Source organism: Alteromonas sp. CI.11.F.A3 (assembly GCF_032925565.1).
Taxonomy (GTDB): Bacteria; Pseudomonadota; Gammaproteobacteria; order Enterobacterales; family Alteromonadaceae; genus Alteromonas.
The window spans coordinates 65,596-80,645 of the sequence record NZ_CP136708.1 but is presented as its reverse complement, the minus strand read 5'-3'; the positions used below and the strand labels follow the sequence as shown (position 1 = coordinate 80,645).

18 protein-coding genes are annotated in these 15,050 nt (G+C 42.6%); 12 read left to right on the top strand and 6 right to left on the bottom strand.

Translation table 11 applies throughout. The annotated features are described in order from the left end of the window. Window positions 1-46 precede the first annotated feature (46 nt). Both slmA and coaBC read right to left on the bottom strand, forming a co-directional pair. On the bottom strand, window positions 47-634 hold the full coding sequence (gene slmA, locus R1T43_RS00335) for a nucleoid occlusion factor SlmA (RefSeq protein WP_057794968.1): 588 nt from the start codon (window positions 632-634) through the stop codon (window positions 47-49). 160 nt (window positions 635-794) lie between these two features. Next, window positions 795-2,012 (bottom strand): bifunctional phosphopantothenoylcysteine decarboxylase/phosphopantothenate--cysteine ligase CoaBC, encoded by a 1,218-nt coding sequence (coaBC, locus tag R1T43_RS00330; protein ID WP_317351601.1) that lies wholly within the window; start codon window positions 2,010-2,012, stop codon window positions 795-797. A 197-nt stretch (window positions 2,013-2,209) separates the two neighbouring features. Between coaBC and radC the strand changes: the two genes are divergently transcribed. The 5 genes from radC (at window position 2,210) to R1T43_RS00305 (ending at window position 6,958) form a co-directional block, all read left to right on the top strand. Then, window positions 2,210-2,887 (top strand): RadC family protein, encoded by a 678-nt coding sequence (gene radC / locus R1T43_RS00325; protein ID WP_317351598.1) that lies wholly within the window; start codon window positions 2,210-2,212, stop codon window positions 2,885-2,887. Window positions 2,888-2,981: 94 nt separating this feature from the next. Then, window positions 2,982-3,320 (top strand): hypothetical protein, encoded by a 339-nt coding sequence (locus R1T43_RS00320; RefSeq protein WP_317351595.1) that lies wholly within the window; start codon window positions 2,982-2,984, stop codon window positions 3,318-3,320. A gap of 97 nt (window positions 3,321-3,417) precedes the next feature. Next, window positions 3,418-4,101 (top strand): YjbF family lipoprotein, encoded by a 684-nt coding sequence (locus R1T43_RS00315; RefSeq protein WP_317351592.1) that lies wholly within the window; start codon window positions 3,418-3,420, stop codon window positions 4,099-4,101. A 5-nt stretch (window positions 4,102-4,106) separates the two neighbouring features. Then, complete coding sequence (locus R1T43_RS00310) at window positions 4,107-4,850, top strand: capsule biosynthesis GfcC family protein (protein ID WP_317351589.1); 744 nt, start codon at window positions 4,107-4,109, stop codon at window positions 4,848-4,850. After that, entirely contained in the window at window positions 4,847-6,958 is a 2,112-nt protein-coding gene (locus R1T43_RS00305) for a YjbH domain-containing protein (RefSeq protein ID WP_317351586.1), read from the top strand. Before R1T43_RS00310 ends, R1T43_RS00305 begins: the two co-directional genes overlap by 4 nt. A gap of 95 nt (window positions 6,959-7,053) precedes the next feature. Here R1T43_RS00305 and R1T43_RS00300 read toward each other — a convergent pair whose 3' ends face one another. Beyond that, on the bottom strand, window positions 7,054-7,452 hold the full coding sequence (locus R1T43_RS00300) for an adenylyltransferase/cytidyltransferase family protein (protein WP_317351583.1): 399 nt from the start codon (window positions 7,450-7,452) through the stop codon (window positions 7,054-7,056). A gap of 12 nt (window positions 7,453-7,464) precedes the next feature. After that, entirely contained in the window at window positions 7,465-8,541 is a 1,077-nt protein-coding gene (locus R1T43_RS00295) for a CDP-glycerol glycerophosphotransferase family protein (protein WP_317351580.1), read from the bottom strand. Between the two features lie 366 nt (window positions 8,542-8,907). On the opposite strand from R1T43_RS00295, the gene rpmB reads away from it, so the two are divergent. From rpmB to mutM, 4 genes are all read left to right on the top strand, one after another. Then, the gene (gene rpmB, locus R1T43_RS00290) at window positions 8,908-9,144 is read left to right on the top strand and encodes a 50S ribosomal protein L28 (protein ID WP_013786149.1); all 237 of its coding nucleotides are present in this window, start codon (window positions 8,908-8,910) and stop codon (window positions 9,142-9,144) included. Window positions 9,145-9,155: 11 nt separating this feature from the next. After that, window positions 9,156-9,311, top strand: a complete 156-nt coding sequence (gene rpmG, locus R1T43_RS00285) for a 50S ribosomal protein L33 (RefSeq protein ID WP_013786148.1) — start codon at window positions 9,156-9,158, stop codon at window positions 9,309-9,311. A 135-nt stretch (window positions 9,312-9,446) separates the two neighbouring features. Beyond that, window positions 9,447-9,923 carry a hypothetical protein gene (locus R1T43_RS00280; RefSeq protein ID WP_317351570.1) on the top strand — a complete coding sequence of 159 codons (477 nt, stop codon included), beginning with the start codon at window positions 9,447-9,449 and terminating at the stop codon, window positions 9,921-9,923. 95 nt (window positions 9,924-10,018) lie between these two features. Continuing rightward, complete coding sequence (mutM, locus tag R1T43_RS00275; protein ID WP_317351568.1) at window positions 10,019-10,828, top strand: bifunctional DNA-formamidopyrimidine glycosylase/DNA-(apurinic or apyrimidinic site) lyase; 810 nt, start codon at window positions 10,019-10,021, stop codon at window positions 10,826-10,828. A gap of 97 nt (window positions 10,829-10,925) precedes the next feature. Here mutM and coaD read toward each other — a convergent pair whose 3' ends face one another. Together coaD and R1T43_RS00265 are read right to left on the bottom strand one after the other, a co-directional pair. Next, window positions 10,926-11,414 (bottom strand): pantetheine-phosphate adenylyltransferase, encoded by a 489-nt coding sequence (coaD, locus tag R1T43_RS00270; protein WP_057794951.1) that lies wholly within the window; start codon window positions 11,412-11,414, stop codon window positions 10,926-10,928. Between the two features lie 65 nt (window positions 11,415-11,479). Beyond that, on the bottom strand, window positions 11,480-12,196 hold the full coding sequence (locus tag R1T43_RS00265; protein WP_317351565.1) for a 3-deoxy-D-manno-octulosonic acid kinase: 717 nt from the start codon (window positions 12,194-12,196) through the stop codon (window positions 11,480-11,482). 94 nt (window positions 12,197-12,290) lie between these two features. Between R1T43_RS00265 and R1T43_RS00260 the strand changes: the two genes are divergently transcribed. The 3 genes from R1T43_RS00260 (at window position 12,291) to R1T43_RS00250 (ending at window position 15,049) form a co-directional block, all read left to right on the top strand. Beyond that, window positions 12,291-13,292: a glycosyltransferase family 9 protein gene (locus tag R1T43_RS00260; protein ID WP_317351562.1), complete on the top strand. Its 1,002-nt coding sequence runs from the start codon at window positions 12,291-12,293 to the stop codon at window positions 13,290-13,292. Window positions 13,293-13,391: 99 nt separating this feature from the next. Then, on the top strand, window positions 13,392-13,859 hold the full coding sequence (locus tag R1T43_RS00255; RefSeq protein WP_231517572.1) for a substrate-binding domain-containing protein: 468 nt from the start codon (window positions 13,392-13,394) through the stop codon (window positions 13,857-13,859). Next, window positions 13,856-15,049: a hypothetical protein gene (locus R1T43_RS00250; protein WP_317351558.1), complete on the top strand. Its 1,194-nt coding sequence runs from the start codon at window positions 13,856-13,858 to the stop codon at window positions 15,047-15,049. The genes R1T43_RS00255 and R1T43_RS00250 overlap by 4 nt, the downstream gene beginning before the upstream one ends. Window position 15,050: the final 1 nt, after the last annotated feature.

Below are 15,050 nucleotides of genomic sequence, written 5' to 3'. Positions count from 1 at the left end.
TAAAAAGGCGCTGTAATAAAGCGCCTTTTTTAATCCGTGATTTTCCTTAAATAAACATCTGCTTAAAAGCAGCCCACTGTTCATTGAACTGTTCAGTTGGTTTACGGGTGAAACCACTTCGAATAAACAAGTTAATGCGGCCATCGGTGTAACAAATAAGCATGTTAGCAATTATCGCCTCATCGGCTGCTAGGGTTTTTCCTTCACGCAACTTGCGCTCACGTAGTACCTGCTTAAGCTGAGTCTCAAGGCGTTCAAAGAGTTTTGCAATACGCGCACGCAATCTGTCTTGCTCACCCATCAAAGCATCACCGTTTAATATACGAGTAATACCTGGGTTCTTCTCGGCAAAGCCTAAAATGAGGTGAAGAATCAGCTGACATCGAGTAAGCGAATCTTTTTCTTCGTTAACTATTTTATTAATGCGGGTAAACAAGGTTTCTTCGATGAACTCGATGAGTCCTTCGAACATTCTGGCTTTACTTGGGAAATGGCGATATAGCGCCGCTTCTGAAACGCCCACTTTTTCAGCTAATTTTGCTGTAGTGATACGTTGACCAGGGTTTGTTTCCAACATTCCCGCTAGGGCTTGCAGAATTTGGGCTCTGCGATTTGTTTTTTTGACAGCAGGCATGATGAGAGTAATTCCTCCGCAACCGGACTTAAGAGGTCCGTTCCATGTTAAGTTGGCTCAGGCCAAATCGTTATTATGAGTTCTTGTTATTATCGACACGCAGAATACTTGTATTAGCGTATATCGTTATTTTTATTTTTGAGTGATGTTCTAAGCTTGGCTATTGAACAATAGTTTTACTGTTAAATCGATTCGCAATAAGTAGTAACAATGCTTCAGCTAACTTAGGTTTTGTGGTGGCAGGTAAGTGTTTATCGCCATCGTCCCAAATCACATGTAACGCATTATGGTCGCTATTAAAACCAAGTCCGTCTGCAGTTATGTCATTCGCCGCAATCATATCAAGCTTTTTGTTTTTCAGCTTTCCACGGGCGTACAATTCCACATCTTGGCTTTCTGCAGCAAAACCAACACAGAAAGGTTTGTCAGTTCGCATTGCAATCGTTGCTAGAATATCAGGGTTTTTAACAAAAGTAAGTGTTAACTCATCACCGATTTTCTTAATTTTATTTTCGGCAACCTGCACCGCTTTATAATCTGCTACCGCAGCGGTAGCGATAAAAATATCGGATTGAGAAACCGCTTGCTCACATGCCACTAACATTTCATCGGCGGTAGACACATCAATACGCTTACACCCATCAGGGGTCGGCAAGCTTACTGGCCCAGCGATAAGGGTAACCTCGGCGCCTGCTTTAATGGCCATATCAGCAATAGCGAAACCCATTTTTCCCGAACTATGATTGGAAATATAGCGGACGGGATCCAGTGGTTCTCGAGTTGGCCCTGCTGTAATAAGGATGTGCTTACCTGATAAAATCTTATCATTTGGTGCACTTAAGCTTCTGTTGATGGTTGAAGCAATTTCTACTGGCTCTACCATGCGGCCTGAGCCTACATCACCACAAGCCTGCTCTCCATCAGCTGGGCCAATAAATAATGCGCCATGCTGCGTCAATATGCCTAAGTTTACTTGCGTTGCTGTCGCCTTCCACATTTGCTGATTCATTGCAGGAGCAATAAATATTTTCGCCTCTGTGGCCAAGTATAAAGTGGTGAGCAAGTCGTCAGCCAATCCGTGCGCCAGCTTAGCCATAATATTGGCTGTAGCGGGGGCGATAAGCAAAACATCTGCCCACTTAGCCAATTCAATGTGACCCATCGCCGCTTCTGCAGCTGGGTCTAGCAAATGTTGGTGCACCGGGTTACCTGAAACCGCTTGTAATGAAAGAGGGCTTACAAATTCAGCCGCAGAGCTTGTTAGTACTACGCGTACATTAGCGCCTAACGCGGTAAGCTTACGCACTAAATCTGGGGTTTTATAAGCGGCAATCCCACCACTAATACCAAGCAGAACATTTTTATTTGCTAAAGACATATTTGAAACATCATTTTTTACATAACCTAAGACTATCATGGTGGCTATTTTTGCGGTAGCTGAACAAAAGTACACGCACTATTTTAAACGCACCTATGAGTAAGGCATTTCAATAAGAACTCGCCCAATGATCAGTCGATTATAAATAGACTACTGCGTTATAACCCTATATTCATTTAGTGTGTGAGAAATTAATAATGTCGATAAAAGTGTGGCCTATTAAAGAGCGGCCGAGGGAAAAGCTACTTTATTATGGTGCAGAATACCTAAGTGACGCTGAGTTAATTGCCGTAATGTTAGGCGCTGGAGTGGCAGGGAAGACCGCATTAGGTTTGGCCAGAGATCTGTTAGAGAAAGTGGGATCGCTGCGAGGCGTGGTTGCGGCAAACGAATCAGAGTTTACCGATGTGAATGGTCTCGGCGCCTGTAAATTTGCACAATTTCAAGCCGCTTTTGAAGTATTTAGGCGTAATTTAGAAATCCCACTTGCGAGACAAGACGTATTCAATAATGTGGATGATACAAAGCGTTATTTACAAGCAAAACTACGGGACTGCCAGCATGAAAAGTTCCTACTCTTAATGTTAGATAGTCAGCATCAGCTTATTGCATGTAGAACTATGTTTACAGGCACAATTAACAGTGCGGCGGTATATCCCCGAGAGCTTTTAAAGCAGGTGATGAAAGATAATGCAGCGGCCGTGATCTTAGTCCATAATCATCCCTCAGGCGTGGCTGAACCGAGTCAGGCAGATATTAGGCTGACCGGGGAGATCCAGAGTGCGATGGCAATGATCGATGTTTCTGTTCTCGATCATTTTGTGGTTGGAGACACGGAAACGGTTTCATTTGCCCAGCGAGGCCTGTTAACATAGATTTTGTTAGTCATTCATCGAATATAATCTAGTCAAATCGTTGAAAATGATTTAGCATATGACTCTAATGGGTAAATTTTCTGAAAGGACTAATATGAAAAAGTCAATTATTGCATTGTTTGCAGCGGCAGCTATGTCTGCTGGTGTTAGCGCTCAAGACTCTGAAGGCGGAGCTGGATCTACAGGACTTGGTGCTGTTACTGCTCCAGTTGTAGCAACTGCTGCTGTTGTAGCTGGTGTTGTTGCTGGTGTTGCTTCCAACAATTCATCAACTGCTCCAGTTGAAACAGTTACATCGTGTGAAGGTAATGATCCATTAGTAGATGGCGTTTGTGTTGGTACTACTGAAACAGTAACTGTTACAGGTACAGCAACGGCTACTACAACTATCACTGTTCCAGTGACATTTACTTACGCTCCGACCGTACAGTAATAATAAATAGTTTCGAAAAAGCCGCTTTCATTAGCGGCTTTTTTATTTATGCCAAGAAAGTGTTCTTATTACTAAATAATAGTTGTCGAAATTCTCAATGAAAACATCCCTATTACTGATTGCTATCAGTCTGCTATCTCTTCTTGTTTCAGGGTGCTCCTCCACCGTTAATGCCTATATTAAAACTATTAGTCTTGCCCTTGAGGATCGCACCGTTTCCTACACCGTAGATGAAATAGCGGCAAGTAAAGCAGACTTACTACAAATTAAAGCGGGTGGGCGTGATGCAGCTTCACTTGCGCTTGCCTATATTGATGGTGATAAATACCGTTGGGTATCAGGCGATAAGGTTATCTTTACCATGCATCATGGTGTGATTGTTCGTACTGAAGGGTTAGATAATGAACTGTATTATACGGGCAATTTAAAGCATAACCCCTTAGCCAGTAACGACATATTAGCCTACTCGTGGCAAAGAAAGCTCGATTTAGAAAACGTAGGTTATGGGCTACCGGTTAGTTCTACCTGGCGAGTGCATGGTGAGGAAAGTCAGACTTATTTAGGTACTACTTTCACGGTCACCAAAATAACGGAAACGGTTACTTTTCCAGAAACCACGCCTTTTATCGACACCAATTTGGAATGGAAAAATACCTATTACCTTGAAGCCAAATCAAAACAACTCTTAGCCTCTACGCAAAAGTTAAGTCCGCAAGGTGATGTATACGACATGGTGTATTTAAGTCGAGTCGTACGTTTAATGAAAAGTAAGGAGCAATAAATAAAATGAGATTTTTTATTACCTTACTAATGAGTTTTTGGCTTTTGCTATTTACAGCGTCTGCATCTGCGCAAGTGACTATCATAATTAATAAGCAATCTTACGAGTTTGCCCAGCCCATTAGACTTAATAGTGTATTGTCAATTGTAGCTGAATCTGGTGATTGGTATTGGCCAACTTCAGGTATTTACAACTTAAATGACGCTTATGCTGAACGAGAGAAAGACGCTGTTTTATCAGAAATTCGAATGGTTATGAAAGGCTACAATACGAACAGCGATACCTATCGCGCGCTAGAGAGCCTGTATCAGCAGGTATCTTCTTGGACAGTATCTACTCGTGTTATCACGCCAATATCCTATAACCGTGCACGTTTAATTGCCGAAGAAAACCCTATGTTCCAACCTGGACGTTATTTGCTTCGCATTAGTCCTCGTCCGTCAGTTGTACACTTTTCAGGGCTAGTTATTAAGCCTGGCGCGTATAGGCACGGTGATGACCTTTCTATTTTTTCTACCGCAACGTCAGTCTCTAAAGCTACAGATGCTGATAAAAGCCATGTGTACTTGATTACCCCAATGGGCAAGGTAGAGAAGCGTGGTATTGCTTATTGGAATATTGATTACTCACAATTAATGCCGGGAAGCCAAGTTTATGTTCCCATTACAGGGCAGATATTCAGTTCAACGTTGGATGCACTCAATACCCGCATCGCAAACTTAGCAGTACATAGGATCCTTCCTCAATGAGCGCTTTTCCTTATAAGAAAACATCTTTAGCACTCATCATTAGTGCATCAGCCTGTCCCGCTTTGGCTGATACAGATACCGTCGACACCGAGTTTAGTGTTACTCCTTCGCAAATGGTGCAAGGTGGTAACGGGCTTATTCAAACCCCTACAGCGCGTATGCGTGAAGAAGGGGGATTAGCCATAAATTATACCGATAACGGTGAATATCGCTTTTGGTCAGTAAATCTACAATTATTCGATTGGATGGAAGCGACGGCTCGCTATACTGACGTGCGTACACAATTTTATAGTGATGTTGAATCGTTCAGTGGTGACCAAACTCTTAAAGATAAAGGCTTAGACGTAAAATTTAGGTTGTGGAAAGAAGGCTACTATACACCAGATATTTCGGTTGGTTTTCGCGACTTTGGCGGTACAGGTTTTTTTGAAAGTGAATATATTAACGCCAGTAAATCCTTTGGTCCCTTTGATGTTCACTTAGGTTTAGGGTGGGGCTACTTAGGTACGGCAGACGATATCACTAACCCGCTTTGTGAGTTTAGAGACAGTTACTGTGAACGACCCGCAGGGTTTTCTGGGCGCGGCGGAAAGGTTGATTATGACCAGTTCTTCAAAGGGACAACGGCCTTTTTTGGTGGTATCGAATATCAAACTCCTTGGAAGCCATTAACGCTTAAGCTTGAATTTGAAGGTAACGATTACTCTGTAGATAGGGCTGGCGAGTTGAAGCAAGATTCTCGTTGGAATGTGGGCGCGGTATATCGCTGGAAAGAATTTGATTTCAGTATGAATTATCAGCGCGGAAACACGTTCGGTTTTGGCGTAACATATCGCTTCAACATGAATACCATAAGCCAAGTTAAGTACGATAAACCACCTAAAACATTGATGGCTAGACAAGTACCTGACATTATCAATAAAGTTGATAAATCACGGTTGTATAATACGCTTGTGCAGTCTGGTGGCTTTGCATTGTCCGACGTTAATATTGATGAAGACAAAGCTGTATTTTATGGAACACAGTTTGTTTACCGTAATCAGGATGAAGCAATTGAACGGGTAGGACGCATTATTGCATCAGAACTTCCTGATTCAGTGACGGACTATCACATCGTTGAAAATAGCGGTGGACAGCCAATGGTTGATACCACAATAGATGCTGAACAGTTTATTGCGGCTGCGCGCTATGAGTCGATAGATGCTGACATCACTAAGTCTTATGCAAGAAGCACACCCTCTAAAGAGGTGATGGATGCATACGAGCCTACGAATACCCACGGGCTGTTTTATGGTGCCAACTTCTTCTGGACGCAATCATTCGGTAACCCTGAAGATTTTTATTTGTATCAAACAGGTTTAATTTTGAATGCAGGTTATGCGTTCAATAATAAGCTATCTGTTATGGGTAGTGCTCGGGTTACCTTATTAGACAACTTTGATAAATTTAACTTTTTGGTTGATAACGAAGAAACTGCGTTACCACGAGTGAGAACGCGAGTACGAGAGTATGTTTCTGAGAATAACGTAGGGTTGGATACCGCCTTCATTCACTATAAAGACAATATTAGTGAGAACGTATTTGGGCAGGTGTACGCAGGTTATTTAGAAACTATGTTTGCTGGTGTCGGTGGTGAGATTTTATATCGTCCTGTCGATAGCAGGCTGGCATATGGAATAGACATTAACTATGTAAAACAGCGTGATCCTTACAATCAATTTTCAACTTTAGATTATGATGCTATCACTGGGCATGCTCGCGTTTATTGGCAGCCTGAAATGCTTAAAGGTACGCAATTAACCGTCAGTGTTGGGCAATTTTTAGCAAAAGACAAAGGTGTTAATATCGATTTTGCAAAACGTTTCGACAGTGGAATTGTTGTAGGTGCGTATGCGGCTTTCACCGATGTCTCATCTGAAGAATATGGGGAAGGTAGTTTTACCAAAGGTTTCTATATCTCAATCCCTTCAGACTTGTTCTTACTGCAACCTTCGAAAGGGCGAGGAACATTTCCTTGGGTGCCTATTTCTCGAGATGGCGGACAAATGTTAGGGCGGCCAGTAAGTCTTATCGACTCCACGGCAGTACGTTCACCGTTTTACGACTAGCTAGTTAGGTAAGCACGGAATAGCGGTTATTCCGTGCTTATTTTCATCGTAAATTAAGCTTTTTTCCACAAGCTTTTGATAACATTAATAACGGGTTACTCGCTGCTATCCTTTATTATTTCAATAATTTCAGTGGTTGAAATTGAAGGCGTTCTAGGCAGATAAACCACGTCGCATATATCTTTTAATTCATCAAATTTTCCGTACCAGTCATCACCCATAACCAGCACGTCGGCTTTATGTTGAATAATATAGTCACGTTTCTTTTCTAAAGATTCTTCGGTAAATATTTTGTCGACAAAGCGCAAAGACGCAAGCAATTCCTCTCTGCTGAGATAGGGGTAAATAGGCGTTCGCCCTTTTTTACTCAAATTAAGTTCATCTGAAGAAAGACCCACTATAAGTGAGTCGCCTTCTGCGCGTGCACGCTTAAGTATTCTTATGTGACCAATGTGCAGTACATCGAAGGTACCGAAGGTTATAACGCGTCTCAAAATGCCACCTGATTATTGTGTTGTAAGATATTCAGCAATACGTTTACTGCATTGACCATCGGTAATGCCTACCATTTCTTGCGTGATTTTTTGGCGATTTACGCTTAATTCCATCGGCTGTTTTAAGCACTCTACTATTAACATATTCGCTTGAAAAGCATTGCTAGCTCGATGGGATATCTGGTTAAACAGGGCGATATCAGGATCGAGTCGTTTTTTTAATCTGAAATTGAAGAGCCCTGAGTAATTCCAGCGTGTATGAAAAAAGTCGCACCATACGATTGGACGATCTATCGAAGCAAACTCAAAAATAGCGGATGATGCATCAGAAAGCATAATATCGGCGATTTGCATGAAAGGAAGTAGATCAAAGTCTTTTGCATTGGCTAAGTACACATTTTCATAATGGCCCCATGCTTCAACCCTTTGTTTTTGAGATTTGTATTTAGGTTTTGTCAGGCTAAAGAAATGAGGCTTAACAATAATATTTACGTTGTTTAGCGTTTCAGGCCAATGTGGGGGAAAGCACTCGATACTTGATGGAAAAAAAGTGGGTGCATACAGCACGGTAGGTTTATTCGGATCCAACCCCAATGCTGACAAATCGATGCGTTGTTCAGTTTCATTAAATATTGGGTCGAGTTTTGCGTAGCCTGAGTTTATAAAATGTCTATCTGGATACATTTTTTGTAAGCGTGCAAGGCGGCTTTCTCCTTCAACAAACCTGACATCAAAAGGAAATTCAGATACATCGTAGTAACAGGCTTTAGGGCCGATGCCGTGCAACATAAGTGCAGCGCGGGCGCTAACCTGCTTTTTTTGTTCGGCATTAAAATAAGGTCGATTTCCAAATACAATCCAGTCAGCGTTACTTTTGCTATAAAGGGAAAGCGTTTCAGCTTTATTTGAAATAAATTGAAATTGAAAACCTTCTTTCTCTATGACTTCTTGTTTCAGAGTATCTAAACCGAGTTCTCGGTGTAGGACGAACTCGCATAAAACCCCCGCTTTTAATAGCATGCGTGCGACAGGAATATATTGCGGCAGGTAGTACAGATGTTGCACATCAAAAAGGACTTTACCTAGCATTTAAAATGATCCGAAGTTGTGGCGGCAAAGTTACTTAAGGAGACGCGCCGTCAATTATTATTATTTTTATTGCGTATAATCTGCGTTTAACGCAGTATAGCGCGCGTTCGTAAAACAGTAACAGAGTTTAAAGCGCGATGACTTTACACTTAAGTGTAATTTTTTAGCTCTTTTTACAGATAATCGTCATTTTTGACTAAAAATGTGACAAAAATTGAGCTTTTTTCCTTTTCTTATTGAAATTGGGATCTGTTTGCTGTATAAAATGCGCCCTCTAATTTATAGTAATACGTCATTTGATCCAGTGACCTTTTGATAGGTGGAATCGATTGACGCGACAGTTATCGTTGTTCTGGAGACAAATCAATGTCAAGAGTATGTCAAGTAACAGGTAAGCGCCCTACGGTTGGTAATAACCGTTCGCACGCAAGAAACGCGACTCGTCGTCGTTTTTTACCAAACCTTCACTCTCACCGTTTTTGGGTTGAGAGCGAAAACCGTTTCGTTAAGCTACGTTTATCTGCTAAAGGTATGCGTATCATCGATAAAAATGGTATCGATTCAGTACTAACTGACATCCGTGCCCGTGGTGAGAAAATCTAAGGAAGCCTACAATGCGTGATAAAATTAAATTAGTTTCTTCAGCAGGTACAGGTTTCTTCTACACCACTGATAAGAACAAACGTAACATGCCTGGTAAAATGGAGATCAAAAAATTTGATCCTGTTGTACGTAAGCACGTTATGTTCAAAGAGGCCAAAATCAAGTAATAAACTTGCTTTTGTCTCCACGAAAACCCAGCCTTTGCTGGGTTTTTTGCTTTTAGGAATATGAAAATATTGCTGCTGGAATATGACTGTCTCAGGCATTACCATATAAGCTATATTCGTTAAATAGGATTGCTGGTGGCAAGACTCTCACAACGCGCGATGAACAATGTGGTTATTGTGGCTATGTTGGTCATGATTGCGCTTTTCAATTTAGACAGCTTCCTGCCTAAACGTGCCGTTCCCGAATTAAGGCCGCTACTGCCACCTGACGCCTATGTACTTAAAATAGAGCATGCCAGTAACAAGTTAGAGAGAAATGGGCAACAGTGGCGTCAAGTGTCCTCTAAAGGGGCCTTGCCTGTATCAGCACAGGAGCAAATTGCAGCGTGGCAAGCCGCTCAGCTTAAAACTGCGTCTTTGGTAGACAACGCATTTCAGTCAATTGAGCCCATAGTGGTGGTTATCTGGATAGCAGGGCAAACGAATGGCCATGTCTTTGCGTTCTATAACAATACGCAGCCGGTTACCGTAAAGTACAACGGTGCTTGGTACACCCTTGAAAATATTGAACTGAACGCGCTTCTTCCTTGGCTTAGTGAACCCGCTAATTAATTAAGCGTATTAGCCTAGTCACGACTGTCAGTAACCGATGACGCTTAACTAATCTTCATTGCACCGAACTAGACCACCCAAAGCTGGAGGGGAAAATGCCTGAGTTACCCGAAGTTGAAGTAAGCCGTTTAGGCGTATCCCCTTATCTGCTAAACGAAACAATTGAAAATATTATTGTACGCGAGCGTAGAATGCGTTGGCCTATTCCCGAAGAGGTGTCGTTAGCTACCGGTCAGAAAGTGACAGCCGTTAAGCGAAGAGCAAAATACCTTATGATCGAAACCGAAGCGGGTACGCTTATTTTGCATTTAGGTATGTCGGGTAAATTGCGGGTTATTGATGCGTCTACACCGGTTGCGAAACATGATCATGTTGATATTGTGATGGCGACAGGGAAATGCCTACGGTTTAACGATCCTAGACGTTTTGGGGCCTTCTTATGGCAACCCCCGGGGGAAGCCTTGAAATTACTTGCTAACCTAGGGCCTGAGCCGTTAACCGATGACTTTGATGATGCGCGTTTGTTCACGCTTTCTAGAGGTAAAAAAAGCACGGTCAAAAACTTCATTATGGACAATGCTGTTGTGGTGGGCGTAGGGAATATTTATGCTAACGAAGCTTTGTTTTTAGCGGGTATCGACCCAAGAAGAGAGGCTGGGAAAGTCAGTAGCGCTCGCTATAAAAACCTTACCCAAATCATTAAGCAAGTATTAGCAAAGGCGATAGAGCAAGGCGGCACTACACTAAAAGATTTTGCACAAACCGATGGGAACCCTGGCTACTTTGCACAACATTTGAATGTGTATGGAAGAAAAGGAGAGCCGTGTGAAATTTGCGGAACGGAAATACAAAGCAAGGTCATTGGCCAGCGAAATACGTTCTTTTGTAAACAGTGCCAGCGCTAGTTTAAATACACACGAGATAGAACACGTTAGATAAAACACACTGCGCTCAATAGGCATGTTGAGCGTAGTGTGTTTAACATTTTTTTATTAAGGCGTTTTAGTCTTCTCTGCGCAGTCTATCTTGCAATGCTTGGTCGACCACCGGATGGCAAAAACCACCTACCTTACCCCGATGAAGCGCAACTTCTTTTACTAACGTAGATGATATAAAAGAGTTCTCTTCGGCAGGCGTTAAAAACACACTTTCTAATTTTGGATTCAGACGGCGATTCATATTCGCTAGCTGAAATTCGTATTCGAAATCAGATACCGCACGTAATCCGCGTATAAGGATGGTAGCTTTTTGCTCATCGGCAAAATCTGCAAGTAAGCCCGTGAAACCCATCACTTCTACGTTAGGTAAATCGGCAGTAACCTTGCGAATCATTTCCACTCTCTCATCAAGGGTGAACAATGGTTGCTTGTTGGGGTTAGCGGCTATACCAACTATTACATGAGAGAAAAGCTGTGATGCCCTTTCTATCAGGTCTGCGTGCCCATTAGTAATGGGATCAAAAGTGCCTGGATAAAGTGCTCGTGTATGCATGTTAATCTAATCTTTATAGTTGTAAGGCAACAGTATCGATAAATATGGGTAGATGCAATTGCAATTCAGTTGCTTCTATAGCCCTCTAAACAATACTGCCAATCATCAGGCGTCCAGTAAAACTGGGTATTCAAGCCTTTTTCTTTCTTCAACGAGCGCAACAAACGGGAAAGGTTATCTTTCTTCCAGTGATGGCCCCGACGTTGATGGCAACGATCGAAATCTATCAACCAAATATTACGCTCATTGTCCATCATAATGTTTCTGATGTTGGCATCGTGGTGATAAATTTGGCAAGCGTGCATTTTGGCTAATGCTTCGCCCACCGCATACCAATCAACTTTGGTTAACGGCTCGCGGGTGAGTACATGATGTAAGTCTTGGCTTTCTGGAATATTCTGAGTAATAAGATTCCCGCGGTAAATAAAGCCTCTGCGGTGTATATGGGCACCAACAGGAACTGGCACGCGTAAGCCATGCTCTCGCATCTTAGCAAGCAAGCGATATTCTTCAAACGGACGGGAACGCTCAACGCCTAGAAAAAAGTACTGATCGCTTAAGCATTTTCCTACTAGGCCGCCCCGTCTAAAATGACGAAGTACCCAATGCTGCGTATCATGCTCAATAAAAATAGTGGTACCACGGCCTTTGGCCTCACCGGTAATTTTATTTTGAAATAGCCAAAATTCATGGCTGAACATGTCTACGCTAGGTTCAGTCATTAACTCGTCGTTGTATAAGAAGTGATGCCCTGCACCTAAGTCTCGTCGTATTATCGCCATGACGCCTGTTACTTATGGTAAAATTTACCATTCTAATGAATTATTTCGGCACTTCAGCAACGAGAGAGCATTTGTGGGAAAAAAGATTTGCTTAATGCGTCTATCCGCGATTGGTGATGTGTGCCATGCAGCGGCTATGGTAACACGTATTCAAACTCATTGGCCGGACGCTGAGCTAACTTGGGTCATCGGCAAGATAGAGTATCAATTGGTTAAGTTAATGCCGAATGTGCGTTTTATCATTTTTGATAAAAAACAAGGTAAGGCTGCGGTTGAGAACTTAAAAAATGCAGTGAAAGGTGAAACCTTCGATGCATTGCTAATGATGCAAGTTGCCTTGCGCGCAAACATGGCCTCTAGAGTGATAAAGGCGAAGCGCAGAATTGGTTTCGACTGGGCCAGAAGCAAAGAACTGCATTGGTTATTCGCGAACGAGCGCGTAGCGCCTCGCCAACATGCTCATGTGCTCGACGGTTTTATGGATTTTGCCGACGCGCTAGGCGTGCCAAAAGTCGATACCCCATCGTGGAATATCCCTGTTAGCGAAGAAGATGAGCATTGGGGTAAAAACCAAGCCGAAACTTTAGGTGACTATGCGGTTATTGCGCCTGCCGCCAGCAAAGCTGAACGTAACTGGCTTCCCGAAAGGTATGCTGAAACCGCTGATTATTTATCGCAACAAGGTAAATCTGTCATATTGGTGGGTGGCCCAGGAGAGCTCGATAAAACCACTGCCAATGCTATTTTAGCGTGTAAGCCCACAATTAAAGCCGATTTTACTGGCAAAACCAGTCTTCACCAATTACTGGTATTGTTAAAGCACGCGAGTGTAGTGATTGCACCTGACACTGGGCCTGCTCACATGGCCACCACAGTAGGCACGCCCGTTATTGGATTGTATGCTCATTCAAACCCTATCCGCACTGGGCCGTATAACAATATAGATAACACGGTTTCCGTTTACGATGAGTGTATTGAAAAGCAAAAAGGAAAAAAGTGGGAACAATTACCTTGGGGAATTCGCGCAAAGGGCGATAACTTGATGGAAGGTGTTACCACAGATGCGGTATTTTCAAAAATTAATGCACTGCTTTAACGAATAAACACTATTTCTGGGAATTTCTTCTAACCGTTATCTACACTTAGCGTATACGCGCCAATTTTTCTAAGACATGGAGAGCGCCCTTTGGTGATTATGCTCGCATTGATTAAACGAATACGAGCTTTAACTAGCAATTCAGAGTACTCAGCACTGATGCTCAGCATGCTATTTTTAGCTTGTAGTCCCGTTGCTCTTGCACAACAGGCCGTTGTTGTCGCAAATGAGTCGGTGGATAACACATCCCTTACTCAATCAGAATTACGCCAAATATTTACAGGCCACAAACAATACTGGAGCAACGGAGAAAAAATCCATGTTGTTGTTCTTGAGGATGTTCACATTCTGCATAAAACCTTTTGTCGTGAAAATATACAAATGTTTCCCTATCAACTCTCTCGGCTTTGGGATCAACTTACTTATTCTGGTCAAGGAGTTACACCTACACGGGTGTCATCGCAAGAAGCCCTTCTCAACATGGTTGAGAATACGGTTGGTGCTATTGGATATGCTGATATCAGCAAAGTAAAAGATGTACAAGTTATCGAGGTGCGTGAACAATGAATAAGCAAGTGTTCGTATGGTTTTTACGCGCTGTTTTACTTACAGCTCCTAGTTCAATGGTCATGGCACAAGAAGAGCCCAAGTTTTCATGGCATGGGTACATAGCACAAGGGCTAACGCAGTCGATTGATAGCAGTTTTATTACTGAAGATAACAACATTACTGGTGAGTTGTCTGAAGTCGGTATTAACGGCCATTATCGTTTGAATAGCAATTTATCAGTAGCGGGGCAGGTGGTTTATCTTGATGCAGGAAATAGGTTTGAAAAGGGTACAAGGTTAGATTATCTGTTTGTCGATTGGACTATCCCAGATGTGGCTGGGTGGCAAGCGCAAGTGCACATTGGCCGCTTTAAAAATACGCACTGGTTATATTCAGTCACTCGCGATGTACCTCAAACTAGAGATACCACGATGCTTCCTCAATCAGTTTACTTCGATGGTTTTCGCGATATTGCGTTGGGAAGTGATGGGCTACAGGCAAAATTTAAGAAGTACTCAACAGATAACATTTGGGAAATAAACTGGAGTTACGGGCGTTCTCCTTTAAATGACGCGCAAAGAGACTTCTTCCTAGGTGATGATGCTCAGGGGAAAATAGAACAAGACTTTGTGCATCAAGCTAGCGCTTTTTGGCAACCTTCTACGATGGCGTGGAGAGTAGGTGTAAGTTGGCTTGAGTCCGATTTTGGATACACTGCAGCTCAGGTAGATAATCGATTAGACGGTGATGCGAGCATCCGTAGGTTCATGTTCTCCATGCAATACTTTAGTGAAAAATGGCAGTTTAGCAGCGAGCTAGTTAGAGAATTACAAGAATATAATGGTCTCTTCGCCCCTGGTTATGTGGATAGGATCACTGGAGAAGGCGGGTTTGTTCAATTTAGATACTTATTTAACAACCGCTTTAGCGGCCTTATTGGTTACGACACCTATGTGAATAACAGCAACGATCCAAATGGCGAAGACCTTGAAATAAGTACTGGTGGCCTTGTTCCTTCTTATTTTGGTTATATGGATACAGTTACCGTTGGGGCAAGATGGGATATCTCGCCAGGGTGGCGTTTACAGGCAGAGCATCACTGGGTTGATGGAGCCGCAAGAGTGGTAAGCTTGCTTGACCCTAGCATACGGGATCATTCACAGGAGCACTGGCGTATGTGGTCTGTACAACTTATGTATTGGTTCTAGG